Origin of the sequence: Vibrio sp. SCSIO 43155 (genome assembly GCF_023716605.1) — a bacterium.
Taxonomy (GTDB): Bacteria; Pseudomonadota; Gammaproteobacteria; order Enterobacterales; family Vibrionaceae; genus Vibrio; species Vibrio harveyi.
In genome coordinates this window covers 1,673,384-1,698,994 of sequence record NZ_CP071853.1, presented here as the reverse complement: position 1 = coordinate 1,698,994, position 25,611 = coordinate 1,673,384, and the positions used below count along the sequence as shown (strand labels likewise).

Annotated in this window: 22 protein-coding genes; 13 read left to right on the top strand and 9 right to left on the bottom strand. The window is 44.1% G+C overall.

Annotated elements, in window-relative coordinates:
* Nucleotides 1-46 precede the first annotated feature (46 nt).
* Complete coding sequence (locus tag J4N44_RS24430) at nt 47-640, bottom strand: TetR/AcrR family transcriptional regulator (RefSeq protein ID WP_252045339.1); 594 nt, start codon at nt 638-640, stop codon at nt 47-49.
* 114 nt (nt 641-754) lie between these two features.
* On the opposite strand from J4N44_RS24430, the gene J4N44_RS24425 reads away from it, so the two are divergent.
* From J4N44_RS24425 to J4N44_RS24405, 5 genes are all read left to right on the top strand, one after another.
* Nucleotides 755-1,645, top strand: coding sequence for a DMT family transporter (locus J4N44_RS24425; RefSeq protein ID WP_047513983.1), 891 nt, complete (start codon nt 755-757; stop codon nt 1,643-1,645).
* An 8-nt stretch (nt 1,646-1,653) separates the two neighbouring features.
* On the top strand, nt 1,654-2,055 hold the full coding sequence (locus J4N44_RS24420; RefSeq protein WP_050924052.1) for an SAM-dependent methyltransferase: 402 nt from the start codon (nt 1,654-1,656) through the stop codon (nt 2,053-2,055).
* 336 nt (nt 2,056-2,391) lie between these two features.
* Nucleotides 2,392-3,963, top strand: a complete 1,572-nt coding sequence (locus tag J4N44_RS24415; protein WP_252045338.1) for an ABC-F family ATP-binding cassette domain-containing protein — start codon at nt 2,392-2,394, stop codon at nt 3,961-3,963.
* A gap of 162 nt (nt 3,964-4,125) precedes the next feature.
* The gene (locus tag J4N44_RS24410) at nt 4,126-6,282 is read left to right on the top strand and encodes a prolyl oligopeptidase family serine peptidase (protein ID WP_252045337.1); all 2,157 of its coding nucleotides are present in this window, start codon (nt 4,126-4,128) and stop codon (nt 6,280-6,282) included.
* Nucleotides 6,283-6,608: 326 nt separating this feature from the next.
* The gene (locus J4N44_RS24405; RefSeq protein WP_005452605.1) at nt 6,609-7,727 is read left to right on the top strand and encodes an OmpP1/FadL family transporter; all 1,119 of its coding nucleotides are present in this window, start codon (nt 6,609-6,611) and stop codon (nt 7,725-7,727) included.
* A gap of 50 nt (nt 7,728-7,777) precedes the next feature.
* On the opposite strand, the gene speG is transcribed toward J4N44_RS24405, so the two are convergent.
* The gene (gene speG / locus J4N44_RS24400; RefSeq protein ID WP_005452602.1) at nt 7,778-8,308 is read right to left on the bottom strand and encodes a spermidine N1-acetyltransferase; all 531 of its coding nucleotides are present in this window, start codon (nt 8,306-8,308) and stop codon (nt 7,778-7,780) included.
* Nucleotides 8,309-8,579: 271 nt separating this feature from the next.
* Here speG and J4N44_RS24395 point away from each other — a divergent pair, with 271 nt between their 5' ends.
* The 4 genes from J4N44_RS24395 to J4N44_RS24380 all read left to right on the top strand — a co-directional run bounded on the left by J4N44_RS24395 (nt 8,580) and on the right by J4N44_RS24380 (nt 11,880).
* On the top strand, nt 8,580-8,732 hold the full coding sequence (locus J4N44_RS24395; protein ID WP_005452601.1) for a hypothetical protein: 153 nt from the start codon (nt 8,580-8,582) through the stop codon (nt 8,730-8,732).
* Between the two features lie 610 nt (nt 8,733-9,342).
* Nucleotides 9,343-10,749, top strand: coding sequence for a cytochrome-c peroxidase (locus J4N44_RS24390; protein WP_005452598.1), 1,407 nt, complete (start codon nt 9,343-9,345; stop codon nt 10,747-10,749).
* A gap of 188 nt (nt 10,750-10,937) precedes the next feature.
* Entirely contained in the window at nt 10,938-11,453 is a 516-nt protein-coding gene (locus J4N44_RS24385) for a GNAT family N-acetyltransferase (protein ID WP_005452596.1), read from the top strand.
* A 28-nt stretch (nt 11,454-11,481) separates the two neighbouring features.
* Nucleotides 11,482-11,880, top strand: coding sequence for an NUDIX hydrolase (locus tag J4N44_RS24380; RefSeq protein ID WP_050922846.1), 399 nt, complete (start codon nt 11,482-11,484; stop codon nt 11,878-11,880).
* Between the two features lie 78 nt (nt 11,881-11,958).
* On the opposite strand, the gene J4N44_RS24375 is transcribed toward J4N44_RS24380, so the two are convergent.
* Genes J4N44_RS24375 through J4N44_RS24350 form a run of 6 tightly spaced genes read right to left on the bottom strand, consistent with a single transcriptional unit; the run spans nt 11,959 to nt 16,761 of the window.
* Nucleotides 11,959-13,134: a tetratricopeptide repeat protein gene (locus J4N44_RS24375; RefSeq protein ID WP_230544330.1), complete on the bottom strand. Its 1,176-nt coding sequence runs from the start codon at nt 13,132-13,134 to the stop codon at nt 11,959-11,961.
* Between the two features lie 3 nt (nt 13,135-13,137).
* The gene (locus J4N44_RS24370) at nt 13,138-13,797 is read right to left on the bottom strand and encodes an energy transducer TonB (protein WP_017189519.1); all 660 of its coding nucleotides are present in this window, start codon (nt 13,795-13,797) and stop codon (nt 13,138-13,140) included.
* Nucleotides 13,769-14,176, bottom strand: coding sequence for an ExbD/TolR family protein (locus tag J4N44_RS24365; protein WP_009697089.1), 408 nt, complete (start codon nt 14,174-14,176; stop codon nt 13,769-13,771). Before J4N44_RS24365 ends, J4N44_RS24370 begins: the two co-directional genes overlap by 29 nt.
* Nucleotides 14,166-14,678 (bottom strand): MotA/TolQ/ExbB proton channel family protein, encoded by a 513-nt coding sequence (locus tag J4N44_RS24360; RefSeq protein WP_050937042.1) that lies wholly within the window; start codon nt 14,676-14,678, stop codon nt 14,166-14,168. Before J4N44_RS24360 ends, J4N44_RS24365 begins: the two co-directional genes overlap by 11 nt.
* Entirely contained in the window at nt 14,672-16,015 is a 1,344-nt protein-coding gene (locus J4N44_RS24355) for a MotA/TolQ/ExbB proton channel family protein (RefSeq protein WP_252045336.1), read from the bottom strand. The genes J4N44_RS24360 and J4N44_RS24355 overlap by 7 nt, the downstream gene beginning before the upstream one ends.
* Before the next feature lie 2 nt (nt 16,016-16,017).
* On the bottom strand, nt 16,018-16,761 hold the full coding sequence (locus J4N44_RS24350; protein ID WP_252045335.1) for a DUF3450 family protein: 744 nt from the start codon (nt 16,759-16,761) through the stop codon (nt 16,018-16,020).
* Nucleotides 16,762-17,280: 519 nt separating this feature from the next.
* Here J4N44_RS24350 and J4N44_RS24345 point away from each other — a divergent pair.
* The 4 genes from J4N44_RS24345 (at nt 17,281) to J4N44_RS24330 (ending at nt 24,763) form a co-directional block, all read left to right on the top strand.
* Nucleotides 17,281-19,620 carry a TonB-dependent receptor plug domain-containing protein gene (locus J4N44_RS24345; RefSeq protein WP_252045334.1) on the top strand — a complete coding sequence of 780 codons (2,340 nt, stop codon included), beginning with the start codon at nt 17,281-17,283 and terminating at the stop codon, nt 19,618-19,620.
* A 72-nt stretch (nt 19,621-19,692) separates the two neighbouring features.
* Nucleotides 19,693-21,396 (top strand): ABC transporter ATP-binding protein/permease, encoded by a 1,704-nt coding sequence (locus J4N44_RS24340; protein ID WP_017818576.1) that lies wholly within the window; start codon nt 19,693-19,695, stop codon nt 21,394-21,396.
* Nucleotides 21,393-24,209 (top strand): M16 family metallopeptidase, encoded by a 2,817-nt coding sequence (locus tag J4N44_RS24335; RefSeq protein WP_252045333.1) that lies wholly within the window; start codon nt 21,393-21,395, stop codon nt 24,207-24,209. Before J4N44_RS24340 ends, J4N44_RS24335 begins: the two co-directional genes overlap by 4 nt.
* 77 nt (nt 24,210-24,286) lie before the next feature.
* Complete coding sequence (locus J4N44_RS24330; protein WP_252045332.1) at nt 24,287-24,763, top strand: hypothetical protein; 477 nt, start codon at nt 24,287-24,289, stop codon at nt 24,761-24,763.
* A gap of 56 nt (nt 24,764-24,819) precedes the next feature.
* On the opposite strand, the gene J4N44_RS24325 is transcribed toward J4N44_RS24330, so the two are convergent.
* Entirely contained in the window at nt 24,820-25,473 is a 654-nt protein-coding gene (locus J4N44_RS24325; RefSeq protein ID WP_050907813.1) for a DsbA family oxidoreductase, read from the bottom strand.
* Nucleotides 25,474-25,611: the final 138 nt, after the last annotated feature.

Here is a 25,611-nt window from a genome sequence, read left to right as displayed (position 1 = left end):
TGGTGTTTTCACTCTTTGGGTATTACGGCGAGTAATGGATTTTAGTTCACTTCTGATGCTCGATCGCTGCCAACAAAAACTCAGTCACTTCTTGCACGTGCTTCTTAATCTCAGCTTGCGTTGGCTTTTCCATTCCCATTAAAACGCCAGAGCGAATCGACAGTAGCATGCCTGTCCAGAGGCGAATCTGTGTTTCTGGTTCCTTAATATCGAAACGATCTTGGAAGAACTGAGTGAGCTTAGCATCGGTATCGTCCGGACCGACTTCGCGGAAGATCGTCGTGATCTCGGGCGCTTTGGCACTTTCTGCAATCAACAGGCGGAAGGTCGCCAAGTGCTCATCAGAAAGGTGGAAAGAAACGAAGTGTTCACCAAATGAGTTCAACGCTTCTCGCAGGTCATCCTTTTGTAGGTGAGTAATGAAGCCACCATCCATGTTTTCACCTATCTGGCGCAATGTTGCTTCAAATAGCGCTGCTTTAGATGGGAAGTAACGATACACGGTTTGCTTTGTCATACCTGCTTGGGCAGAGATTTTATCCATGTTCGCTAATACATATCCCTCGGACAAGAAGTTCTCTTTCGCGGCTTCCAAAATAGCTCGGCGTTTCTTCTCTCGGTTTTGCTCGATCTTGCTCATGCTCAGATTCTCTTGATTTGACAATCATACTATACGGTATGATTTTTGTTGACACAACTCTGAAATTAGAAAATCATACTGGCAAGTATGATTTGTTTCTTGAGGAGAAAGACGATGACAACGGCATTTATGAACAATCTAAACGCCAAAGGGGCTCGCTTTGCCGGGGTGATGATTACCTTGGTTGGTGCACTGCTGATGAGCCTAGACCCAATTTTTATTCGTTTCTCGGGCGTGAGTGGGGTGGATACCGCATTTCTATTTGGCTTGTTTACCGCGATTTCGATGCCAATATTTATCCAGCTTCGCGATGAGCGCGGTCTGGTTCGAGCGGTGAAAGAGAGCGGCTGGCATGTCTTGTTGTCTGGCTTATTGATGCTCGGCAGTGCCGCTGGTTTGGTGATGAGCATTAAGCTCACCACGGTTGCGAATACCTTTGTGATTCTGAGTGCAGCACCAGCTTTGGCTGCATTGTTTAGCTGGTGGTTTTTGGGTGAAGTGACCCAGCGTTCGACGTGGATTGCGATTGTTGCTGTGATGGTAGGTATTGCGATTGTGGTCTCTGGTTCTTTTAAATCGGGTAACTGGATTGGCGATGGCTTAGCAGTGTTTGCTGTGGTGTGTTTGTCGCTCAACCAGGTGCAATTGCGTAAGCATCAGCACGTAAGCCGCATGGCAAGCGTTGGTTTTGGTGGGCTGTTCTTAGCGATGGCAATGCTGTTTTGGGCAACGCCTTCAACTTACAGCGCGAACACTTGGCTGATTATGGGCTTGATGGGGCTGTTTACTGCGCCGTTTGGGCGTGTGCTTTCACAAGTTGCGACTCGTTACATCACTGCACCTGAAGTTGGCATGATTCTGATGATTGAAACCGTGCTAGCACCACTTTGGGCATTAATCTTCTTTGATGAAATTCCTGCAATGGCAAGCATTCTTGGCGGTTCAATCATCTTGGTCACCATTTCCATTTACGCTTTTTCAGCGATGAAGTCAGAACAAAAATAGAGGTTGATATGAACACAATTCAAACCCCACAACTTGAGTTTATTGGGCAAATTCGTACGCCATATACTGAGGTTTCTCAGTGCCCAAATAACATTCAGCCACAAGATGGACCTGTGTGTGAAATTCAACTTAAATCTCAGTATTACCAAGGGCTCGTAGGGCTTGAAGTCGGGCAGAAAATACTGGTTCTGTATTGGCTTTCTGGTGCTAACCGCCAACCTGAAATGATGCAAGGAAAGAAGGGCACATTTGCTTTACGTTCGCCGAACAGACCAAACCCTATTGGTGCGGCGGTATTACCGATTGAGTCTATCGGCGAGGGAGCAATTAAAGTGCGTGGTTTGGACTGCTTAGATGGTACGCCTTTGGTTGATATCAAACCTGCAATTTACTTTGAAGCACAGTCCTAGGTTTGTGCCTTTGTAAGCTAGGGCCCCCAAACGAGCTCTCGGTCTGAAAGCGGCTTGTGACAGAAGTCGCTTGCTTTTTATACAAGAAAACCTTTAGACTTTGCCCATCACTTCTTTAGGAGATTACGCCAACATGAACAACTAAACCTGTCATCCAACTCTCATTTTATTTTTTGGATTTACAGGGTTAGTAGGCGTAGCTCACTTTCCGATATTTCTTTGCAATTACCATTTTTCTATTTGAAGCGCTTCTATGCACGCGTGTATTTGCATCGATCTCATCTCTAGATTTATCTCAAGCTACGGCTGTTGTCCCTGTCATACAGGAGGCAAATTATGCCAGTCTTACAGGCTTACAATATCAGTCATCAATTTGGTAACGGCGAAACGTTGTTTCAGCAAATCTCATGTTCAGTGACCAAACGTCGTGTTGGGTTAGTCGGACGTAACGGTGTCGGAAAATCGGTGTTTGCATCGATACTCAGCGGTGAGCAAACCTCAACCAGCGGTACAGTCACCTTACCAAGGTCCTTTGCGGTGTATCGCCAGCAACCATCTCACTTGTTGGGGGGAGAGCTGTCGATTGCCCAGTTTTTAGCAAAGGACAAAGTGCTAAGCGCACTCAAGCAGATCGAAACGGGCGATTGCTCTGAGCATTTGTTTGAGGTGGTGGGTGAACAATGGGATTTGCCCATCCAACTTGCTAAGCAGTTAGAAACCATGGGCTTGCCGCCACAGCCAGACTTCCCGTGCTCGCAATTAAGTGGCGGACAGTTAGCGCGTTTGCAACTGTGGCAGTTGTTCGACAGCGAAGTGGAATTGCTGATCCTTGATGAACCGTCGAACCATCTTGATACACATGCCAAGCAGTGGTTGATTAATTCGATGCGCAGCTTCTCAGGCGCGATTCTGCTTATAAGTCACGACCGAGAATTGTTGCGCGAGATGGAGGAAATCTGGGAACTATCCGGTTTGGGCTTACAAGTGTTTGGTGGTAATTACGACGTGTATGCCGAGCAAAAGCGCACCGAACTGCAAGCGGTTGAGCGTCAATTAGCTGCTGTCGATAAACAAAAAAAGCAATTGGAAGAACAAGCTCAGCGCAATCGGGAGAGAGCAGAACAAAGGGCGGCTCAAGGGAACAAGCTGAGAAAGGATGGCAGCCAGCCGAAAATCTTACTGGATGGTATGAAGGATAAAGCCACAGCCCGAGCCGCTAGTCGTAATAAAAACGAGCAACTTCGTCAAGCGCACCTGCAAGAGAAAGAGCAAAGCTTGCGAGTGCGCAAAGAGCAAATCAAAGGGCAAAAACTGTATTTGGCAGACAGTCAAAGTCGCTCGCGAAAAGTCGTGTCGCTCTTAGAAGGTGTGTTGCCATTTGGGTCGGCTCAACCCATCACTGCGCAAGTTCATGCGGATGATAAATTGCATTTGTTGGGCAAAAACGGATGCGGTAAATCGACTTTACTGAAAACACTCTTGGGGGAGTTCTTACTGCAAAGTGGTGAGCTTCAAATCAATACGCAGCTTTATTATCTCGACCAACACTTTGGTGCGATACAGCCTGAACTCTCCATGTTGGAAAACCTAATGCAACATTGTGAGGGGATGAAAGAAAGCGATGCCAGAACATTACTAGCAGGCATTGGCTTTCGCCGAGACAGTGTCTTTCGTTTGGGCAGCGTATTGAGTGGCGGCGAGAAAATGAAGCTTGCGATGCTGATTGTTAGCCATCAACCAACTCAGCCTTTGTTGCTCTTGGATGAGCCAGATAATCACCTCGATTTGGATTCGAAAATCATGCTCGCTCAGGCGCTAAGCGCGTATCGAGGAGGCTTTGTTCTTATCAGTCATGACCAAGATTTTGCCGCGGAGTCGGGTGTGTCTCGAAGCATTGAACTGAGTTAATGCAAGTCGGTCTATAAACCGAGGTTTGTCTATCTCACGGAGGCAAAGTGAGTCACTTTGTCTCCGTGGATTCACAGCTTTATTCAGACGATTAGAATCATTTCTCTAATATAGGTAAGATGCTTGGTGCATTACATAAAACAAAAACAGAAAAGGAAGTCTATGAAAAAGAAAACCTTAGCACTGGTGACCGCGTTTGCGATGACGGGCATATTGCCGAGTGCTTATGCCGAAGACTCAACAAAGGAGTTGGTTGAACACGTACACAAAATGGCGGTGAAGTACCCAACAACAAAGAAAGTCGATGTAGTGGACGAGTATTTTGGTACCAAAGTCAGTGACCCATATCGCTGGTTAGAGGACGACCGCAGTAAAGAAACGGCGGATTGGGTCAAAGCGCAGAACCAAGTCACGTTCGATTACTTGGCGCAAATTCCTTATCGTCACCAGATTGAAGAACGCTTAACTCAGTTGATGGATTACGAGAAGTTAGGGCGTCCATTCAAAGAAGGTAAATACACCTATTTCTACAAGAACGACGGTTTGCAAAACCAAGACGTGCTTTACCGCCAACTTGATGATGGCAAGCCTGAGGTTTTTCTCGATCCAAATACCTTTAGCGAAGATGGCACGACCTCGTTGGCGAACGTGAGCTTCACCAAAGATGGTTCTTTAGTCGCTTACAGCATTTCAGAAGGCGGTAGCGACTGGCGCAAAGTGATTGTGCTTGATGCCGAAACCAAAAAGCCTGTCGGTGAGACGCTAGTGGATATTAAGTTCAGCGGCGTAAACTGGCTGGGGAACAAAGGTTTCTACTACTCAAGTTACGACAAGCCAGAAGGCAGCGAGCTTTCGGCAAAAACCGACCAACACAAGCTTTACTATCACGAGCTAGGCACTAAGCAGAGTGAGGATAAGCTTATCTTCGGCGGTACAGAGGAAGAGAAGCACCGATACGTTCGTGGTTACACTTCGGACGACCAACGTTACCTGTTTATTTCGGCAAGCACTTCAACGTCTGGCAATAAACTGTTCTTCAAAGATTTGACCAAGCCAGACAGTCCGCTGCAAACCATTTTGGATGACACCAATTCTGATACTTGGGTGATTGATAGCAAAGGCACCAAGCTGTATTTGGTCACCAACTTAGATGCACCAAACAAACGCGTGGTGACGGTGGATGCGGGCAACCTTGAGCCGAAGAATTGGAAAGATTTAATACCTGAAACTGACAACGTGCTTAGCCCATCAACCGCGGGCGGTTATCTATTCGCAAGCTACATTGTTGATGCCCTTTCTATGGTCAAACAATACGACATGGACGGCAAGTTCATTCGTGAAATCAAGCTACCAGACATCGGCAGTGCTTACGGCTTTTGGGGTAAGAAAGAAGACGCTGAAGTCTACTACTCTTTCACCAATTACAAGACACCAAGCACGACCTATCGCTTAGACATCAAAGAGGGTGACAGCGAGGTTTACCACAAATCGAACGCGCCATTCGACTCTGCTCAATTTGAATCTCGTCAGGTGTTCTACAAATCGAAAGACGGTACTAAGATTCCAATGATCATCACTTACAAGAAAGGCACGCCGATGGACGGCAGCGCACCAACAATCTTGTATGGTTACGGTGGTTTTAACATCAGTCTAAAGCCTTACTTTAGTCCAAGCCGAGCAGCATGGTTAGAAATGGGTGGTATCTACGCTGTCGCGAACATTCGTGGCGGTGGCGAGTACGGTAAAGAGTGGCACAATGCCGGCACCAAGTTAGAGAAGCAGAACTCATTTGATGACTTTATTGCCGGAGCGGAGTTCCTTATTGACCAAGACTACACCTCGTCAGACAAACTCGCGATTAACGGTGGATCTAATGGCGGCTTACTTGTTGGTGCGGTGATGACGCAACGCCCAGAGCTGTTCAAAGTGGCACTGCCAGCAGTGGGTGTATTGGATATGCTTCGCTACCACACTTTTACGGCAGGAGCGGGCTGGGCTTATGACTACGGTACAGCAGAGCAAAGTAAAGAGATGTTTGATTACCTCAAAGGATACTCGCCAGTTCATAACGTAAAAGCCGGCGTTAAATACCCGGCAACCATGGTGACAACGGGTGACCACGATGACCGAGTGGTGCCTGCGCACTCTTACAAATTTGCGGCTGAGCTACAGTCTAAACAAGCGGGTACAAACCCAACTTTGATTCGAATCGAAACCAATGCAGGTCACGGTGCAGGCACACCGACTAGTAAGGTTATCGAGAAAACCGCCGATGTTTACAGCTTTACGTTGTTCAATATGGGTGTTGAAAATCTGTAAGTGAAAGGGCGAAATAAACAAAGGGCTTAAGCTCATTCACATTGGGATTAAAACGCAGTCTTCGGGCTGCGTTTTTTTGTTTCTCTCAGCCAAATAAAAATAAGGTTATAACGCATATAACCATAGGTGATAGAACTTCCTATTATGCTTCCACTTAGTTTTATACAACGTTGAATAGTCCGTCCTTACTTATCCAAAGTTTGTTTACTTACCTGTTCTTTGAAGGGGATTGGATGACGTATGTACACCCAAGTTACCTCATCCTTCGGGAGTGCACTACCTTGAAGTCACTTGGGTATCGTTAGCTTAAGTGGAATAAATATAATATGAAAAATCTTACCAAATTCGTTGCTGTGGGGTCCCTCCTTTCATGTGCAGCAGCTCAGGCTGGAGGCTTGTACTTGTACGAGACTTCTACCACAGATATTGGTTTAGCTTCTGCTGGTATGGCAGCGCGAGCGCATGATGCCTCAGTAATGGCGGCTAACCCCGCAGGTTTATCCAATGTAGCGGGTCAATCTTTCTCTGGTCATCTGATTAGCTTGTATGGCGATGCAACGCTAGACACCATCGATGGTGGAGATGCCGGTAATATCATAGGTTACGTGCCTCTTGGCTCAGCCTTCTATAGCCAACAGGTAAACGACAAGTGGACTTTAGGCATTGGTATGTATGGGAATTATGGTCTGGGATTGGAATATGACCAGCTTTTTAACCGTATCGATATTCCTAATGCCATCACTCAAGCCGTAACGGTTCAGCCTTCTGCTTCTTACCGTATCAACGAACAGTGGTCTGTGGGTGCTGCGCTTGGCATTCACTACGGGATTCTTGATATGGATGTAAAAGTGGACGGAACTTCGCTAGCCGGCGGTATTGAAGATACCGATGTCCAAGTGAATGGTCGTGTTGGCGCGCTTTATGAGCTGAACTCGGGCACACGTTTAGGTTTATCTTATTCTAGTGAAGCAGAATTCGACTTCGCAGATAAAGACCTGACAACCAGCGCAGTGTTACCTCAACAGGTAGTATTTAGTGCTTATCATGAGCTAAACGACAAACTTGCCCTTATGGGTAACTTGAACTGGCAAGATTGGAGCGCGTACGACACCTTGATGGGAGTGGAAACACAAGATACTTATCAAGTCGCGATTGGATCCCAATACAAGATCAACAGTAAGGTGACATGGAATGCGGGTTTTGCGTTTGATACGAGTATGTACGCAGATCAGTCAAACGGTGACCTTACGATTCCTGCTGGTAAATCTTATCGTTTAGGTACTGGTTTTGATTACAAGATTGATGAAGCAAGCTCGGTATCTGTAGCATTTGAAGCAATGCTAATTGATTCATCTGAAATCAAATTGGCGGGCATTCCCGTTGCGAACTTTGATGACCCAGCGTTGTATTTCCTAAGTGTCGGTTACAACTGGAAAAACCAATAAATCAGTTTAAAACAACGGTAAGCAGGTGTTCGCTTACCGTTGTTTTATTGTTATTGATTGTTCTCGAGTTTTTCGCGGTATTGTTCTTGTAGAATGTACATGCGTTTTACGTCACGGTAGCTGCCGTTGATAAAGAACTCTTGCACCAAATGCCCCTCTTCAATAAAGCCGCACTTTTGATATAGGTGAACGGCTTTTTCGTTGTCTAAAGCAACCAAAAGATAGATTTTGTGCAGGTTAAGAATCGAGAACGAATAATCCAAAGCTCGATTGATCACCTCTTCCGCGTAGCCACGTCCTTGATGGTCTGGTGCAATGATGATTTGAAATTCTGCACTACGGTGAATGTAATTAATCTCTATTAACTCTACCAGACCAATTAATACACCATGTTCATCTTCTACGACAAAGCGGCGCTCAGCATCATCGTGAATGTGCTTGCGGTAAAGTTCCTCTAATTCATCATGGGATTCGTACGGCTCTTCAAACCAATATGTCATAATATTGCGGTTGTTGTTGAGGTCGTGAATAAAGCGCAGGTCTGAACGTTCTAAAGCACGAATAGTGAGACCATTTTTCATCGTTTATCTCCAGAGAGCAAAAGCATAATCAAAGGTAATTATGATTCCTCCATCTTAGCTCATTAGGGGGAAATCTCCCCTTTACTTCTCTGAGTTTAAGACGGTAAAAGCGATCTTCGTCATACCCTTACAATCCCTTTAAATATAAGGACTTTGGTAATAATAAAAGTTAATCATAACGACAAAAAACCTGATTAGTTTAAGGGTGCGATTTCAGATTAAATACCGCCAACGACTTAAGGTCATAATCTACATACACAAGGTATTAAATATGTTTTCAATCGGTGACGTAGTAGTAGCTACTAAAGGTATCGAGCTAGGCGAAATGGTTGTTACAGGTCTAAGCAGCGGCGGTTTTTACGCGCACGTTAAAGCTGGCGAAAAAACGCTAACTTACCCAGCTAAAGATCTTAAGAAAGCATAATTTAATTTGCTGACTTGCGAAAAAGGTAGCTCACGAGCTGCCTTTTTTTGTGCCTACAATTCCTTCCTAAATTCCTACTTTATTTCCCTCTGATTTATTTTTATTCAACTTTGATTCATTGTGGTTATACCCAAGTAACCTCGAGATGCTAGGTTCAGCGAGAATGACTTGGTTTGTAGACGCGGCGGCGATTTAAAGATCTAGTCATTCTAAATCAAGAATCGGCAACAAAGTATACAAGCCAAGGCAGCTCGCCCTTTGGGAGCGTGTCATTGACCCGATTGCTGCGTCAAACAACTTGGAAAGAGCTAGCTATTACACTGCGTTGTTTTCCTTACTCTCGAATCAATGACAGCGCTCTGAATCCTGCATCTTGAAGTCACTTGGGTATATATACCATTTTTGACTCATATCAATAAAAGCTTTGGTTTTAAGTTGTTGTTCTTATGTTGTATTTTTTACTTATCTCCACAAGTGTCTGTTTTTATAAACTTTAGATGTTAAATTAGTTGCTCATCTAAATATTCGATTAATATCAATTCCTTTTTCCCATTTTTAAATATTTGGGCATTTCAATAACTTTCGCCTTAACTGATTTAGGGGAACAGTTATGAATAAAAAGAAAATAGCACTAGGGATCGTGGGAGTTGGTTTGGTGGCTTACTTCGGTACCGTTTACATGGTGAACCAAGACGATAAAAAGGTAGCTCAACAGAATCTGACGCAATTTAGCTCGTTAGATCAATCTACGTTGGATTACCAAGCAATGAAAGTACTGGCAGACAAAGGCTGCGGTTACTGCCATACACCAAATAGCGAAATGCCTTTCTACTCAGAAATGCCAGTCGCGAAACAGATAATGGAAGCGGACGTCAAAGTCGCGATGCGCCACTTTGATATGACCAATTTGTTTGATGACGTGAAGCAAAGTGACCCAGTGTCTGAGGTTGCGCTTGCTCGACTTGAGAAAGTGCTTTACGACGATTCCATGCCGCCAGCGATTTACCTGACCATGCACTGGTCAGCAAGCATGTCAAAAGATGAAAAGCACACGCTGTTAAAGTGGATTCGCGAAAAACGATCAGAGCGTCATGCGCAATCGCCTGTATCTGAAGAGCGTAAAGGCAAAGTCCTACAGCCAATTTACACCACGTTTGAAACTGATGCAGATAAAGCTGAGTTAGGTAAGGTGCTTTATCATGACACGCGATTGTCAGGAGACAATAGTGTCTCATGTGCATCATGCCATAGCCTTGATACAGGCGGCGTGGACCGACTAGTAACCTCTGTTGGCATTCATGGTCAAGTCGGCGGTATTAACGCGCCAACCGTTTTCAATGCCGTGTACAACAAACTGCAATTCTGGGATGGTCGTGCTGCAGATCTGCAAGATCAGGCTGGTGGTCCTCCATTTAACCCAATTGAAATGGGCTCTGTGGATTGGGATGAAATTGTCGACAAGTTAAGCCAAGACCCAGAAATGGTCGCGATGTTCAAAAAGGTTTATTCAGGTGACATCAATGGCAACAACATTACGGACGCGATCGCCGAGTTTGAGAAAACGCTTACCACACCAAACAGCCGTTTCGACCAGTATTTGATGGGTAATACGGATGCACTGGACTCACATGAGAAATATGGTTTGATGTTGTTCAAGAAATACGACTGCCAAACCTGTCACGCAGGTGAAGCCATGGGTGGTGAAACGTTTGAAACCATGGGTATGAAAGCCGATTACTTCGCAGACCGTGGCACAGAAATGACCGATGCAGATCTTGGCCGCTACAACTTCACTGGCAATAAAGAAGATAAGCATAAGTTCAAAGTGCCAACATTACGCAACATTGAACTGACGCCGCCATACTTCCATGATGGTCATGCGGATACGTTAAACAAAGCCATCTACGACATGGGTAAGTACCAAGTCGGTGTGGAGATGTCAGAACAAGAAGTTGACGCTATCAAAGCCTTCCTCAAAACCTTGACGGGTGACTATGAAGGTCGCCCATTGAGTTAAGCTTAAGTAATATGCCAAAGCGAATCTTTGATAAAAGATAGCTCCCACACTTAAGACCACCTTGAACTGAGGTGGTCTTTTTTATGCTCCGAACTCAACCAAATCAGCACTTTAGTGATTGGTTTGTCGACCCTTCTAGATGATAATGACGCCTTAATTTCATCCATATAAAAAGAACGAAAAATATTATGAAAGTGATAGTTAAGAACGCACAAAAACAACACGCTCAAGGCATTACCGAAGTGTTGAACCCAATTATCGAAGAGGGCTTATATACGATTCTCGATACCACCTTTACGACAGAAGAGGAAGAAAGCTTTATTGAGAGCTTTCCTGAAATGGGCGTATTTAATGTGGCATTGAACCCAATCGATGAGAGTGAAGAAGAGGGCACTGTGCTGGGTTTCCAAAACGTAGAGCCTTTCGCGAGTTATACCAAGGCGTTTGCGCACGTTGGTATTATCGGTACCTTCGTTGATGCAAAATATCGTCGCCAGGGTGTGGCTTCGGCTCTGTTTACCGCTACCTTTGCTGATGCGAAATCGAAAGGTTATGAAAAGCTGTTTGCGTATGTGAGAGAAGACAACCCTAACGCACTTGCCACGTATCTAAAACATGGTTTTGAAGTAGTGGGTACGGCAAAGAAGCACGCCAAGATTAACGGTCAGTATATCAATGAAGTTCTGATTGAGAAGTTTCTCTAACGCTTAGAAGGAAAGCAAGATGCACAATATGCATAAGTCAGCAGGTATCATCATTAAAAACGGCGCACTTCTGGTGTTACGTTCAAAAGGCAAAGACACCTTCTACGCGCCAGGTGGCAAACTTGATAGTGGCGAAACTTCAGAGCAAGCATTATGTCGCGAGCTACATGAAGAAGTGGGGATTAAGGTAACGGAAGAGAACTTGGTATTGTTTGGGCGATTTGAAGCACCAGCGCACGATAAAGACGGCATTACTTTGGTCATGGATGTGTTCTTCGTTAGCGATTACTCGGGCGAGGTGGTTGCCAGTAACGAAATCGAAGAGTGCCAATGGGTAGATTCTTCAAACGTGGATGACATCGCGATAAGCACGATTTTTCGCAATAACGTATTCCCTCAGTTGGTGGAACAAGGACTGGTGAAATAGCGCACCCTTGAGTCACTGATAGAAAGTAACACGCCCGTAATGTGAGAGCATTACGGGCGTTGTCTTTCGAGCTTTGTTCTAATCGCTATTCAGATAATCGATTTGAATCAGCCATTGTTTGGCAGAGCTGTCAAACTTGCCTCCAAGTAAAGATTCCAATAATGGTTTTGCTTGTCGGTACTGATGCAATTCAAAATGAGCAATTGCCTTAAGCAGTTGCCACCTCTGGTTCTCTGGTTGCTGCTTAATTTGTTGCTTTAATAGCGGGACGGCTTGCTCCCAGCGTTGTTCTGAATAAGCCAGCTGTGCTTTGATGGCTAATGAACTTGCTTGAGATAACGAGTCTAACAACTTAATTGCCTGGTCACGCTGACGGGATTTTAGCAGCGCGTGAAGTTTCAACTTGTTGACCTTCTCTTGGTATTCTGAAGAAGGCGTATATTCACTCAAAGTGTGATAAGCAAGAGCCGGAGTTTTAGCTTCAAGTTGCAGCTGCGCAAGAAGAATTCGTTGCGGCTCGGTGAGTTTATGTAAATCTTTAACGACGAGAAGTGAGGCAACTGCCTTCGCATTCTGCCCATAGTGAATGTGTGATTGAGCCAAACGCGACCAGAATTTATCTTGGTTTGGATAGAGCTCGGTTACTTTCAACAGCAAGGCATACTCTTTTTCAAATGCTTCTAATCGTTGATAGCTTGCTAAAAGTAATTGATAACGTTGCTGTGTAGCGTCGAGCTTTACTGCAGCTTTCATAATGGTTGCAGTTTCTTGCCACTTCTCAAGCTGATAAGCACTATGTCCTGCGATGGTGCTAACCTCAGCAATTAGTGCGTCCGTCAGTTTGACTTGTCCTTTTTCCAACTCTGATTGGTAGAGTTTTTGCCATACTGCGAATTGGCTCAATACATCGAGGTAACGTTGGTTTTGATAATTGAGCTGCACCGCGAGACGAAGGAGTTGTTCACGATTAGCGGAATTCCTTGTTAGTGTCAGCAATTCGTTTGTTCTGTCGAGGGCACACGACAACATTTCTAGCTTTAAGCAAGCTTGTAAATAAAGGCTTTTTGTCAGTTCTTGAGTTTCCGCATTACTACCTTGGTGGTTATCGTGAAATCGTGCAAAGGCATTTATCTCGAAGTCGTCACGCTCCAAAAAACGGCTTAATTTCTGGTATTGCTCAAATGTCTCAATGTCCACTTGTGCATGCGTTGTAAAGCTGAGAAAGGCTAAGCAGAGCAGGGCTGTAAATCTCATTATTTAGTCCTCTAAGCTGTAGTTCAATGTAACTTGTTGCCATTGTTCTCCAGATTGTGGAGGAACAAACTTCCAGCGCATTACGGAGCGCAATGATGAGCGAAGAAAAACGCCTTTCGGAGACTCTTCAACCACTTTGTACTGTATTGCTTCACCTTGTTGGCTTATTAACAAAGAGAAAGTGATGTGCCCTTCAATACCGTTTCGTTTGGCTTTCGTCGGGTATTTTGGGGGAATCTGATAAGTGGGTTTTGCCATCACAACCTGAGATTGAAATTGACTGCCTTGATGAACACCCGCTCCCGAAAAAGAAAAATCAAAAGTTAAATGGACATCTATTTCATCACTGGGTTTAAAAGTAACCTCCGGCAACGTGACCATGCTGTCCATATCTGGGATGGTAAAGTCAACCAACGCAGGACGAGCAGGAGCTGAAGTAGGCGCGCTTGCAACCACGACAGGCTTAGTAACCTCAAGCTCCTTGGGCTTTTTGTGCGACGTGATTGTTTGGACATAGATCTGGTTTGAACTGCGTTCTGGTTTTGCCCTAGGCGTTGATATCAAAAGGTGCAGGAGAGCAACCAATAGCAAGTTGATGAATACAGCAGCTGCCAATATACCTAGCAGTTTTGATTTACTGCTCTTTGGTAGCGATAGCAACATTGTTTAGCCCTGATAAGCGTAAAGTGTCAATGACGGAAATGAGCGTTCCCGTATCTAAGCTGCGGTCAGCATTTACGATCGCATTGATTGGCTTCTTATCGACCAAGTAAGCTTTTACTTGGAATTGAAGCTGGCTGAGGTTGACGTTTTGTCCGTTAAACCAAATATTATGATCGCGATCGACACTCACCGAAATGGTCTCAGCTTTTGGTTTCAATGATGAGCTGGATGCACTGGGTCTATCGACTTCCATCGTCGACTCTTTTTGAAAGTTCGCCGATAGAATAAAAAAGATCAACAGAATAAAGACCACGTCGATCAAAGGAGTAAGGTCAACTTGAGGTGACTCTTCTTTATCTGTGAAGGATTTAATTTTCATAGGACTTCCATTGATTGGCGAAGTGGACTAAAAGTTTTTCCTGCTGTCTCTTGAGGTTGTAAGCTAGGTACATACCAGACAGTGCTGCGAGCAATCCTGCTAGTGTGGTGAGCATCGCTTGGCTGATGCCTTCTGACACTGCGTTTAGAACATCATCGCTATTCAATTGCTCAAAACAGGTCATCATGCCATCCACTGTGCCGAGTAACCCAAGCATTGGCAGAATTCGGACAAAAAGACGTATCTCATTAAGTCCAACACTGAGGTGTTGCCTAATCTCGCTTAACCACCCATTTTCAAGGTAGAGGCGCTCGTTGTCCTGAATACCGGAGTATTGCTTGATCTTTTGCGAGAACTGAGTGTTTAAGCCCGTGCTCTTTAAGGTATGAAAACGCAAGTAACAATGTAGGATGAGACCCCACATAACAAGTGAAACTAAGCCGATAGACCACATAATTGGGTGATCCATCGGTAAGCGTGCAGCGAGCACTTGCTCTAGCATGTCCCTTGGTTCCCATAACGAATATCTACAACCAAACTGGTTACTTGATGCTCTATGATTTCTGCAAGTTGCTGAGCTTGAGTTTTAACTAAGCAATGCAAGATGAGCAGAGGAACGGCAACCAGAAGTCCCAGCTTGGTCGTGAGTAGTGCCTCAGCAATACCGCCAGAAAGCAGTTCTCCATCTGTGACCCCTTGAGAGGTGATCACTGAAAAGGTCTCAATCATGCCGCCAACGGTTCCGAGCAGTCCCATTAACGGAGCAATGGCTGCTAGTACGGCCAAGGTACCTATACCTCTGTGCAGCCAAGGCATTTCTCGACTCACGTTTGCATCTACTACATCTTCCATTTGCTGATGAGCATTGCAGTTTTTCAGTTGCATGAGTACACGACCTAACATGTTGTTTTCTGAAAGTTCATCCAACTGACTCGCTTGTTTTTTTACCGCCTGCTTTTCTTTCGTCAAAGTAATCAAGCGAGCAATTCCGATAGAAAAGCCAATTATGGCTAGAACAACAATAAGCGCACCAACCATGCCTGCAGCCAAGTAGCTCTCGTACCATTTCGGTTGATTCGCTAAAACATCAAAACCAAATCCAAAGCTTGGATCGACTGCCCATTGTCCTTGTGTGATATCAAGCTGCGGTTGTGGTGAGACTTGTCGCCATTGTTGACGAGCTCCATCAAATTTCAACCAACCATAATCTTGCGAAAACTGACTAAATGCCCCCACTAGTTGAACTGGTGCTTTTTCAATGTTTCCGTTGGAAAGCAGTATCTCTCCCTTTACAACGTTTACTCGGCTGGAGGCAGAGATTTGTTGAACCATCGCAAGCCAGAGGTTATTGATAGAAGCAATGCTGAAATTATTTTTCTGAACAGGTAAGAGTGTTTGGCTATCAAACCATGTAGCGAGAGGTTTATTGTTAGAGATAAAGTTGTTTTGTTGCGCGGATGTCAGCTCTATAACCTCTTCAATATCCGCCTGTGCAAGCTGCACTTGTTTTTGTTTGTCACTTAGCTTTTCTTGAAATGCGATAATGGCTTCTTCAAGCTTCGCATTGCTTGAATTCAACTCTTGCAGCTTGAGTTGTAGGGATTCAACCTGCCCATTAACCTCTTGAAGCTGATGACTTTTTTGTGATTTCAATTGCTTGTAACGTTGAATGTCTTCTTTGCTGCTTTGTTCTACACGCTTAAAAATTTCTTGAAGAGTGTCACTTCCACTACGTTCTTCGATGGTATTGGCACCTACTGCTGGAGCAATATTAAAAATAACCAGTAAAATGGCACTCAACAGGTGTGAATAGTTTGGTTTCCAGAGGAAGTTTTTCATGGTTACTGCGCCTTTGGAAGGGTAAGAACAGGGTAGGTCATGCCGCTGTTGAACGCGGTAAGTGCTCGCTCAACCTGCTTGGTCTCATCCATTGATAATGTCATCCATTGTTGGCTTTCTGATTGCCATACGCCAGCAGTTGCAGCATCAAGTGATAGGTAGTAATAACCTAGACGGCCAACTCTCAGGTATTGAACTTCTTGATTAGGCGTTAATCGACCAAACCAAGCTTTTACTTGAGACCCGTATTGGAGCTCGGTTTGATAAGCGATAAGGATGCGTTCGAGTTTTTCCGCATCGGTCAGTTGAGGGTTATCTAGCTCTGACGTCAGTTGCTGTACCCGTTCAAGTCTTGAATCTCTATCAAAAGGGATATCCGCTAAAACCAGTTCCTTGAGCGTCGTCGTCATTTGCTCTAATAACGGATACAAGTTCACTTTAGTTTGGCGGATGTTCTCCATCTTGCCATCTAAGTTTTGAATCGCATTTTCCAGTTGTTGAAGCTGTTTGGTGAGCTGCTGCTGGTAGCGAGACTGTAACCGGATTTCGTGGTCGAGGTTTCTTACTACTTCACGTTGCAATTGTGTTTGGTCATCAATACTCTCGACCTTTTTTTGCTCCGAAGATGATAATTCGATATTACCAACTTGCTCTTGAAGGTGCTGGATAGTGTTTGATTCTGCAAAAGCTGTGTTTTGCAGACAAAGTGAGAGTATTGCTAAGGGTGTAAAACGAGGTTGAATCATCAGTTTGAGTACTGTTTTTGGTTGGTTTTATTCTAACGAATAATCTTAAAGTCTTGGGAATGATAATTGTTTTTAATTGGAAGTGAAGCGTTATTTTTTACTCTACTCTTGGTTTTTTGAGTTAAGTTACTGAATTTTAATTAATTAAAAAATAAATGAACTCAGATGGAAAATGAGTTGTCAGAAATTATTGTTATAACTACGCGTTTTCAATTTTATCGATTGCGTTAACAAAAATGAATTTTTTATAAAAAACTCATGTTAACGGAATGTTTGCGTATTTGTTTGTTTTCGACATTTTATTCCAAATGAGATTTAGTTTCATTTGGCTCTTTTCGCATAAGGGATTTGAGAGAGTTAGACTTGTTTTTATAGGCTGAGTGAATGTTATCTATTTATTAATGGAACAAGGTATCTAACACATTATTCTGTGCTTATCACAGCTGTTAGTGGGATTTACTTGTTGAATGACTTGTTGATAGCATTAATGATAACAATTATCACTTACAAGCTTTTACAATGCACCCTTTCAATAAAACTTTGCTTGCAGCGACCATTGCGTCGCTATGTTCCGTATCTAACGTTTATGCAGAAACGGAAACGCCGTCCGAAACTCCATCTGATCTAACTGTAAATGTGACAGACACAAGAGATGATGAGCTTTCAACTAAACAAACACTTGATGCTGATGGCATTAAAGACACTCCTTCATCTAACGGCAACTTAACTGACTACCTAAAAGACAACCCAAATGTTCGTTTTGCTGGTGGTGATTTAGATGGTTTTCAAGGTGGTGAGATCAAACCTGTTTCAGTATCCATACTTGGTGCAGACCCTGACCAAACCGCTTATATGATCGACGGAGTCAATGTTAATAATGATCTCGATCCAAATGGCAGTTTATTCGACGGCACCGTTGGCACTGTTCCGAGCAAAAGTTCTGAGCAAGCATATTATATTGACGCGAACTTACTTTCGGGTGTCGAAGTATATACATCAAATGTTCCAGCCAGCCTAGGTGGTTTCACTGGAGGTGCAGTTGTTGCTGAAACTCGTCAATACAACGGTGAAGATAGAGTAAAACTGAGTTATAGAACCACCCAGTCAGAGTGGGCGGAGATGCAGGTCGATCGCAATATAAAGGAAAAAGTGAATAATGTTGTGCCAAATGGATATGGCGCTGATTTTCAACCTGATTACAAAAAGAACTTCTTTAGTGTAATGGCTGAGCAATCACTGACAGAAGATATCGGTATGGTTGTAGGCTTTAGTCGACGAGAGTCAGACATTAAGCAAAAACGTTTAATTAATAAAAATGGGGATACCGATCACCGAAATCACAATCGATTATCAGATAACTTCCTTGCAAACTTTAATTGGACACCAAGTGTTGAACGCTCACTAGAGCTTGGCTTCCGTTTGTCTAATTATGAGGAAGGTAAGTACTTTGCCACTAACTTAGATAACAATGTTACGGATACGCATCTGGCTTATGGTTCGACTGTAAAATGGACCCAGCGATTAGGCTCTGGTCAATTATCCGCAACTGCTGCATATGACCAATTTACTGATGAACGTAAATCAAACGCAACATATGCGTTAGTTACTAGTGATTTAGATAATGGTATGGATTATGAGGAAGGCGGTTATGGTAATAGTCAGCTTACACAGCAGAACGTTCAACTGAAGCTTCATTATGAATTTGATCGTCTGGAATTAGCGGGCACATCTCATTTACCTTCTATTGGTGCAGGTTACAAGAAAACAAGCTTTGACTTTAATCGCGACAATGACGTGACTCAGAAAACGGTAATGTACTTTTTTGGAAGTATATTTGATGAGCGTACGAGTACAACCCGAAAGGGCTCAGTGTCTACCGATTACCAAGATTATTCGTTTTATGCTGAAGATGTTATTCATTGGAATAACTTTACTATTCGACCAGGAATTCGAGTTGAGAGAGACGACTATCTCGAGAACACAAATATAGCTCCTCGCTTTAGTGCTTCTTGGTTTGCAACGGATCAAACAACATTGAATGTCGGTCTAAACCGCTACTATGGACGTTCGTTTGCGTCGATGAAATTGGCGGGAGAGGTCTTGAAGCTTAATGATAGTGAAACTCGTGATTACAAATCAGTAGAAGGTTTAGATACTGAGTACTCAGATGAAGTGAGTTTAAGGGCTGATCAGATTGCAGGTAACTTCTTAATTTCAGCTGGCTATGTATACCGTGATTATAAGAAAAGTATTGATACCAAAGTGACCGATACTGGCGGTAAAAAAATATACAGCTACTACAATGGCTCTAGCTTCTCTGTCGATACTTACACACTGCAAGTTAGCAATATAACCCCTTGGGTTTTAGGCCCAACAAACTGGACAACAAGTCTAGCTGCTGATTACATGATTTCAGATAGGGCTGAAATTAGCGAACCAAATCAGGCGGTTATCTATGATGGCAAGCTAATGACAAAGGCTCAAATGGAGCAAGAGGTTAATAGCAACACAGAAGAGTGGGTTGCTCGCGTTGGCATTAATATGGATATCCCTCGTTACAACTTAACGTGGGCCAACAAAGTATATATCAAAGCGCCAGTCGATAAGCATGAGTATCAAGACACTGTCGATGGGATCGAAATCTATCGAGGTTACAACTTTGGCACACATACTCAATGGGATACTCGACTTCGTTATCAGCCAAGCTTATTTGGTACACACTCTGCGTACGTTCAAGTGGATGTTCTAAACGTCTTAGATCAAGTTAGACAAGATGAACTCAAGGCGGACCGTCAAGGTGATTACGGATTGTACTCTCCAGGTCGTGAGTTCTGGCTAGAGCTAGGTTACGAATTCTAATCTATTTTCTTTTGTTTGATTAAGGGTAACCAGTAGTTTTGGCTGCTGGTTGCCTTGTCGTTTTGGTGCAACATGTCTAACCATTCTCCCCTGTCTTTAAAAGACAAACCTTTCCTCGCGCAAGTATGGTCACTTGCACACCCTTATTGGCGTAGTGATGAAAAGCGCATTGCTTGGCTGCTTTTGGGCTTAGTCGTCGGTTTAAATTATCTGATCGTTGAGGTAGCGGTTCTTTACAGTAACTGGAACCGTGACTTCTTCAATCTTATGCAAAACGAAGAATGGAATAACTTTTGGAATATGCTGGGTCAATTTGTGTTGATCATGGCGGTTTACACGGTTGTTGATTTGGCCGAGGAGTATTTACGCAGAACATTGCGGATCCGTTGGCGTCGGTGGTTAACCCATGCATTTTTACAAAAATGGTTGGGTGGAAAGCGTTTATACCGACATCAACTGACCTATCCAGACAGTGATAACCCAGATCAGCGTATCTCTCAGGATGTGAAGGATTTTTGCGATAATACTTTAAAGATGGGACTTGGTTTACTTCGAACTGTGACAAGTCTGTTCTCGTTTGTGGTCATCTTGTGGAACCTGTCTGGCAGCTTTACGTTTGAGTTTGCTGGGAGCGAATGGGTGCTTCCGGGCTACATGGTTTGGGTTGCTATCATTTACTCTATCGTCGGTACTTGGTTAACGCACAAGATCGCAAAACGTTTGGTGCCACTTAACTTTGAACAAGAAAAAAGTGAAGCAGACTTTCGTTTTCATTTGATGCGAGTGCGTGAACATGCTGAATCCATTGCATTACAGCGTGGTGAACTTGCTGAAAACCATCGCACACAAAATCTGTTTAGCAAGGTTTGGGACAACTGGCAGCAACTTACAGGTATGAAGCTAAAATACGGCGCGTTCACGAGTGGCTATAACGAAGTTGCGCGTATTTTTCCATATTTGGTCGCTTCGCCGCGCTTGATGAGCGGCGCACTTCAATTGGGCGATATGATGCAAACTGCGACTGGCTTCTACCGAGTACAAGAAGCCTTCAGTTGGTTTGTTGACTCTTATGAAGAGGTCGCAGATTGGCGTGCAGTCACTGATCGTCTTATTACTTTCCACACTCAGTTAGAGATGTTACCGACTACTAACGCTCTACCATTATCAAAACAACCGGAGTGGCGCGATCTCAACTTGTTCTCTCCGAACCAGCAGACTTTGTTGTCTGAACAAAGCGGATCTATTCATCAAAGCATCACTATTAAAGGTGTTTCTGGCGGTGGTAAAAGTACCTTTATTCGCTCGCTTGCGGGTTTATGGCCATATCAAAGTGGCGACATCAGCATGCCTGACGACAGCGAGTGTATGTTTATTCCTCAGAAACCGTATTTGCCGAACGCAACATTACGCGAAATCTTATTGTATCCAAGCGGCGGTTTAGTCTCTGACGATGTGCTCATTGATGCATTAAATCAAGCCGGTATTGCGAAGTTTGCTGAACAAATGGATCGGCAAAGTAACTGGCAACAAAGCGTTTCTGGCGGCGAGCTTCAGAAAATCATGTTAGCGAGAAGCCTAGTTCAAAAACCGCAGTGGTTGTTCTTAGATGAGGCAATGTCAGCACTTGATCCTGAAAGTTATCGTTCTATTCGCGCGGTTATGGCAGAGCAGTTACCAGAGACACATGTTGTAGAAGTCTCTCATCGTGAAGGTGGGGCAGAAGAACAAAATCAGATCACCTTATGTACTCAAACTCAATCGTTCAAATATTCATGAAGATTAATAAATTACTGATCCTGACAAGCGGCGTCTTTTTAAGTGCTTGTCAGGTACTTGCGCCAAATAAAACGGTGGAGTCGTCCCTCGATCTTACACAAGCACTGACTTTTGATCGTCGTGCAGACGTTGGGCAACTAGAAAATGGGCTGAGCTATTACATAGCAGAAAACACCAATCCTGAATCGCGGGTCTACGTTCGTCTGGTTGTGAATGCTGGCTCAATGAACGAGGAAGATGACCAGCGTGGTGTTGCTCATATTGTTGAACATATGGCGTTTAATGGCACCAAGCATTACCCCGAGAACGAAGTAATCAAGGTTTTGGAAGAAGCGGGCATGAAGTTTGGCGTGGACATCAACGCTTTTACGGACTTTGAGAACACCGTCTACACATTGAATCTTCCAAACAACAACCCAGAAACTCTCGAGTTGGTGATGGATGTTGTGTCAGATTGGGCAAGTAATGTCACCATGCTGAAAGGCGACTTAGACGCAGAGCGTGGCATCGTATTGGAGGAATGGCGCGCTCGATTGGGACCAATGTTACGTTTAGGGGATAAGAAGAGTGCGATTGAGATGGCCGGTTCCCGATACGTAACTCGTGACCCAATTGGTGATCCTTATACCATCCAACATGTCTCGAAATATCGTGTTGCTGATTTCTATAACAAGTGGTATCGCCCGGACAATATGTCGATTGTCATCGTGGGTGACGTCAACACTGAGCAAATGAAACAGCTCATTTCGCGTAAGTTAGGTCATGACCGCGCGCCAGATACGTCGCTGGAAGCAGTAGATTATAGTATTCCGCTCATCGATGGTTGGCGCAGTGACACGGTTTCTGAAGAGGGATATTCATCACCTTCCGTTGAAGTCAGTTTCTTTTCTGAGTTCAAGCCTGATCTCAGCTACGCACGCTACCAAGATGATCTTGCACATCAAATCGCGACTCGTTTGCTCAATGTGCGTTTGCAACGTTGGGAACAAGATGAAGACAACGTAGTTAATGCGGCAAACTTCTATTCATCAAATGTTGGAAGAGAAACGACGCAAGCAGTGTTCTCTCTACAGTTGGTTGACGGTGAGTATGAGCAAGCAACTCAGGGCTTATTTAAGTTTGTTTCTCAGCTAGCTCAACATGGCTTTTCTGAGCAAGAGATTAACGGTGAAATCAGCCGCTTGAAAGGTGTGATTGAAAGAGGGAAAGGCAAAAAAGACTATAGCATCGATCTTGCTGGCGACTTAATGGTATCAGCGGCAAGTGGACAAACCTTGATCGACAAGGAACAAGCTTATCAGCTTAACAAGTACTTCTTAGAGCGCATTACGCCGCAACAAGTGAATGATGCTTTCAAGCAGATCATCGCACCTAAGTCACGATTGATTCTGTTAACCCAACCTTCTGATAAGCGTAAGCCAAAACTAGATGAGAAATGGGTAGAAGGAGTATGGCAAACCACGATGCAAGAGCAGCAACCACCGTGGTTTATTGATGAAAGCCAAGCCGTATTGCCTGTGGTCGATCCGAAAGTGGGGAGCGTAAAGCAAGAACGAAAGTGGGCGGAGCACCGAATCACTGAGTATCGCCTAAGTAACGGGAGCAAATTGGTTTACCGTTATAGTGATAGCAATCCGGGTCAGGTGCACTTTAAAGCGCTTACTGCTGGTGGGACGCGCTCAATTCCTCAACAAGATTATCATGCGTTAAAAACGGCGGTTAGCTTAGTGGATGATACCGGAGTGGGCGTTGTACCTCAGGCGGATATTCAAACTATTTTCCGCGGCAATCCAGTGGTGATGTCTACACTCGTCGATGAGTACCAACAAGGATTCTCTGGTTGGGCGAAGACTGAGAGCTTCGAAAAAATGTTGAAGCTTTTTCATCTTAAATTAGCCGCAAGTCCTATTTCGGAGAAGTCGTTGAAAGAGTATCAAGTTGAGATGGCGCAAAAACTTAATGGTGCTCGATTTGATGGTGCAGATCGATTTGTTCGCAAAGTCTCAGAGTTACGTTTCCCTGATATTCCTACGGTTTATAGCGACAATGGGGAACATGCTGCAAGCTATAAAGCTCAAGGTCTGAGCGAGGTGTATCAGAAGTATGTTGCGGGCAAAACGGACTATACCTATTTCGTTGTGGGTGACGTATCTGCGGCTCAAATTGAATCGCTGGCTGCGCGCTACCTTGCTTCAATCAAGGTAAAAGAAGTTTCTCGTGAGTACTATGAAGTGAAAGCGTCTTCACCAAAAGTACGTTACAGCACGCCAGATTCAAAAGAGCCGAGGGCAGAAGTTGAAATCTACCTAACTCAAGATTCACAGTGGCGACCTGACAATGCTTACTATTTGGAGCTCAGTGGCGAACTGGTTCAGGAGCAACTTCGCCTTAAACTTCGTGAGCAGGCCTCAGGTGTTTATGGTGTAGCGAGTTGGTTCTGGCAAGATGTTCATAGCCCTCAAGCGGAAGGGCGAATCCTATTCACCTGTGCACCTGAGCGCGTGGATGAATTGATCTCTCTGACTCATTCGGTGTTGAGCTCTGTGGCTGAAACAGGGGCTGATGAACAAGTATTAGAAAACAAACTGCTGCAACGTGATGATCAGATTGATCGTTATCTACGTTCTGATTTAGGGATGTTAAATGCGATGGAGCAATCGTACCTTCTTACCGATAGCCCACGATTGATTCAAGCACAACATAGAGCAAACAGCGAAGCAAGCAAACAGAAAGTGGATGCAATTATGCGTCAGTTCTTGAATCAAGCGACACGTTTTGAAGCAGTGTTATTACCAGAAAACACTGCTAAATAATCGTGTTACCAATTAAGTAAAGGCTTCAACCACGTGATAGTAGAAGTCAGAGCGTGGTTGAGGTTTAGGTTAAAGAGATGAAAAAACAACGACTAATAGGATTATTAGCAGCGGTCGCATTTAGCGTAAATGCAGGTTTGGAACTGACTAACACCTATCAAGATTGGGAACACTACGAATCTAAGAGTTTTGATACCGGCGAAGCTGTCATCCTTGGGGTTTCAAGTGTCAAAAGTGACGCTAACGTTGATACTGTTGCATTGCGATGCACGACAGAAGGTGTGAACTTACTCTTTTTCAACGGCTTGTTACGAGAAGAGTTGGGCTACGCAGCGAAAGCATCATTAGACAATGGACAAGTGTTTACTATGGATGTTTGGATCAAAGGAAAGACACATTGGGCTACAGTGCCAGTCGAGCAACTTAATGATTTTTACCAAGCAAATTCGCTGAAGGTTGAGTTGAAAGGCGATGCACCAAAAGTTGAAAAGGTAAACGTGTCTTTGCGAGGTTTTAAAACCATGTATCAGACCTTGATACCAAGCTGTAAGTAAATACATAGATAGGCGTATCGAAGTGAACGATATGCCTATCTCGCGAGTCTTCAACCTTACTGTCCTAACTTCTCCGCATACTCTGTTAGGATTTGTTTATACACTTCCACTGGTTGTGCGCCTGTCACGGCACTTTCCATATTGAAGACTACCGTTGGCACTGAGCTTACGCCAAGTTGATGCCATTGGCTTTCTTGATACTCGATAGAGTCAGCATTACTTGCATCGTCTAGGGTGGCGATGCCCATATTTGCATCTAAACCAATCTCAGTCAGAATTGCTGCCAGTGTGCTTCGGTCAGAGACATCTTTGCGTTGACCAAAGAACGCCGTAAATAGGGCTAACTTCAGTTCAGTTTGCTTATCAAATTGCTCCGCCCATTGCAGCAGTACGTGCGCATCTCGCGTATTGACCATCTTCATGTCATCAAAGTAATCAAAGTCGAACCCCACTTCTTTGCCTAGATTAGTCAGGTTATCACGTGCACGAACACTGTCTTCCGGTGTTGTGCCGTATTTATTCGCTAGGTGCTGGCGTAGGTTTTCTCCTTCTGCTGGCATGTTTGGGTTCAATTCGAACGGTTGCCATTCCAACTCAATTTTGTCTTCCAATCCTAGCTCTTGAATTGCTTGTTGTAAGCGTTTGTAGCCGATGATGCACCAAGGGCAAACCACATCTGAAACTACGTCGATTTTGATTACTGATTCCATAAAGCAGACCTTACTTTTTCGAGTTATAAAATGGATATGGAGACCAAGAGTGTTAATTCAACCAGTTACCTTTTAGTAACCTGATGCTTTTCTCTCCGCGTTTTATCTTTGATCGTATCTTTTCCTACAATTCATGTT

Excerpts from the sequence above, each read along its gene's own strand:
- J4N44_RS24430 (WP_252045339.1), bottom strand. The coding sequence starts at position 640 with ATGAGCAAGATCGAGCAAAACCGAGAGAAGAAACGCCGAGCTATTTTG.
- J4N44_RS24425 (WP_047513983.1), top strand. The coding sequence starts at position 755 with ATGACAACGGCATTTATGAACAATCTAAACGCCAAAGGGGCTCGCTTT.
- J4N44_RS24420 (WP_050924052.1), top strand. The coding sequence starts at position 1,654 with ATGAACACAATTCAAACCCCACAACTTGAGTTTATTGGGCAAATTCGT.
- J4N44_RS24415 (WP_252045338.1), top strand. The coding sequence starts at position 2,392 with ATGCCAGTCTTACAGGCTTACAATATCAGTCATCAATTTGGTAACGGC.
- J4N44_RS24410 (WP_252045337.1), top strand. The coding sequence starts at position 4,126 with ATGAAAAAGAAAACCTTAGCACTGGTGACCGCGTTTGCGATGACGGGC.
- J4N44_RS24405 (WP_005452605.1), top strand. The coding sequence starts at position 6,609 with ATGAAAAATCTTACCAAATTCGTTGCTGTGGGGTCCCTCCTTTCATGT.
- speG (WP_005452602.1), bottom strand. The coding sequence starts at position 8,308 with ATGAAAAATGGTCTCACTATTCGTGCTTTAGAACGTTCAGACCTGCGC.
- J4N44_RS24395 (WP_005452601.1), top strand. The coding sequence starts at position 8,580 with ATGTTTTCAATCGGTGACGTAGTAGTAGCTACTAAAGGTATCGAGCTA.
- J4N44_RS24390 (WP_005452598.1), top strand. The coding sequence starts at position 9,343 with ATGAATAAAAAGAAAATAGCACTAGGGATCGTGGGAGTTGGTTTGGTG.
- J4N44_RS24385 (WP_005452596.1), top strand. The coding sequence starts at position 10,938 with ATGAAAGTGATAGTTAAGAACGCACAAAAACAACACGCTCAAGGCATT.
- J4N44_RS24380 (WP_050922846.1), top strand. The coding sequence starts at position 11,482 with ATGCATAAGTCAGCAGGTATCATCATTAAAAACGGCGCACTTCTGGTG.
- J4N44_RS24375 (WP_230544330.1), bottom strand. The coding sequence starts at position 13,134 with ATGAGATTTACAGCCCTGCTCTGCTTAGCCTTTCTCAGCTTTACAACG.
- J4N44_RS24370 (WP_017189519.1), bottom strand. The coding sequence starts at position 13,797 with ATGTTGCTATCGCTACCAAAGAGCAGTAAATCAAAACTGCTAGGTATA.
- J4N44_RS24365 (WP_009697089.1), bottom strand. The coding sequence starts at position 14,176 with ATGAAAATTAAATCCTTCACAGATAAAGAAGAGTCACCTCAAGTTGAC.
- J4N44_RS24360 (WP_050937042.1), bottom strand. The coding sequence starts at position 14,678 with ATGCTAGAGCAAGTGCTCGCTGCACGCTTACCGATGGATCACCCAATT.
- J4N44_RS24355 (WP_252045336.1), bottom strand. The coding sequence starts at position 16,015 with ATGAAAAACTTCCTCTGGAAACCAAACTATTCACACCTGTTGAGTGCC.
- J4N44_RS24350 (WP_252045335.1), bottom strand. The coding sequence starts at position 16,761 with ATGATTCAACCTCGTTTTACACCCTTAGCAATACTCTCACTTTGTCTG.
- J4N44_RS24345 (WP_252045334.1), top strand. The coding sequence starts at position 17,281 with ATGCACCCTTTCAATAAAACTTTGCTTGCAGCGACCATTGCGTCGCTA.
- J4N44_RS24340 (WP_017818576.1), top strand. The coding sequence starts at position 19,693 with ATGTCTAACCATTCTCCCCTGTCTTTAAAAGACAAACCTTTCCTCGCG.
- J4N44_RS24335 (WP_252045333.1), top strand. The coding sequence starts at position 21,393 with ATGAAGATTAATAAATTACTGATCCTGACAAGCGGCGTCTTTTTAAGT.
- J4N44_RS24330 (WP_252045332.1), top strand. The coding sequence starts at position 24,287 with ATGAAAAAACAACGACTAATAGGATTATTAGCAGCGGTCGCATTTAGC.
- J4N44_RS24325 (WP_050907813.1), bottom strand. The coding sequence starts at position 25,473 with ATGGAATCAGTAATCAAAATCGACGTAGTTTCAGATGTGGTTTGCCCT.